Annotated in this window: 1 protein-coding gene and 1 pseudogene; both read right to left on the reverse strand. The window is 62.7% G+C overall.

Translation table 11 applies throughout. The features are described from left to right. A pseudogene (locus A3764_RS01735) lies at positions 1 to 428 on the reverse strand (IS66 family transposase); the annotation flags it as partial. A gap of 53 nt (positions 429 to 481) precedes the next feature. Then, on the reverse strand, positions 482 to 986 hold a 505-nt coding region (locus A3764_RS01740; RefSeq protein WP_150122050.1), incomplete at its 5' end, for an IS256 family transposase.

Below are 986 nucleotides of genomic sequence, written 5' to 3' on the forward strand. Positions count from 1 at the left end.
TCGACGGCGTTGGAGTCCATCTCGACGCGGCCGTCGTGGAGGAAGGTCTGCAGGCCGCCCCACTGGCGGTGGATGTAGGTCAGTTTCTCGCCGAGGCGCGACTTAACCGAGATACGCAGACGCTGTGCCTGCAGCCAATCACCGAACTCGGCCACGAGGGGCGCGCTGCGGGCCTGACGGGCCGACAGACGTTGGCCCGGGCCCATGCCCCGGATCTCGACCTCGATGCGGTAGAGCTCAGCGATCCGGCGCAGGCCCTCGGCGGCGATTTCCGAGCCGTCGCGGTCGAAGACCTCCTTCAGCTTGCGCCGCGCATGCGCCCAGCAGTGGGCCACCGTGATCGGCGCGCCGCCCTTGCGGGAGGGGCGCGTCAGTCGATCGTAACCGGTATAGCCATCCAGTTGCAGGATGCCGTCGAAGCCCTGCAGGGGGAGTGTCATGAACTCTGTGTATCTTTCCCGGCCCATGCGGTTTCAGATACTCAAGCGTCGAAGCGCTCGCCGAACATTATGGCGAACTGGTTGCGGGCTGCAAACCATTCCCGAACATTTCTGCCATCCTTTTCGAACTTGCGGATTGCGAGATAGATCAGCTTGGTCGCGGCCTCGTCGGTCGGGAATGAACCGCGCGTCTTGATCGATTTTCGGATCACGCGGTTCAAGCTTTCTATGGCATTGGTCGTGTAGATGATCTTGCGGATCGCCGGATCGAAGCCGAAGAATGGGATCACCTCGGCCCATGCCCTGCGCCAGGCCGGAGCGATGGAGGCGTATTTCCCGGCCCATTTCTCCTCGAAGGCATCGAGCTCAGCTTCGGCCATCTCGGTGCTCGGGGCGCTGTAAATCCGGCGCAAGTCGGCCGCCACGATCTTGCGGTCCTTCCAGGAACAAAAGTTCAGAGAATGGCGCACCAGATGCACGATGCAGGTCTGAACCATGGCCTCCGGGAAGGCGGCGGTGATCGCCTCCGGAAAACCCTTGAGACCG

The organism is Sulfitobacter sp. HI0129, from assembly GCF_001635395.1.
Classification (GTDB): Bacteria; Pseudomonadota; Alphaproteobacteria; order Rhodobacterales; family Rhodobacteraceae; genus Sulfitobacter.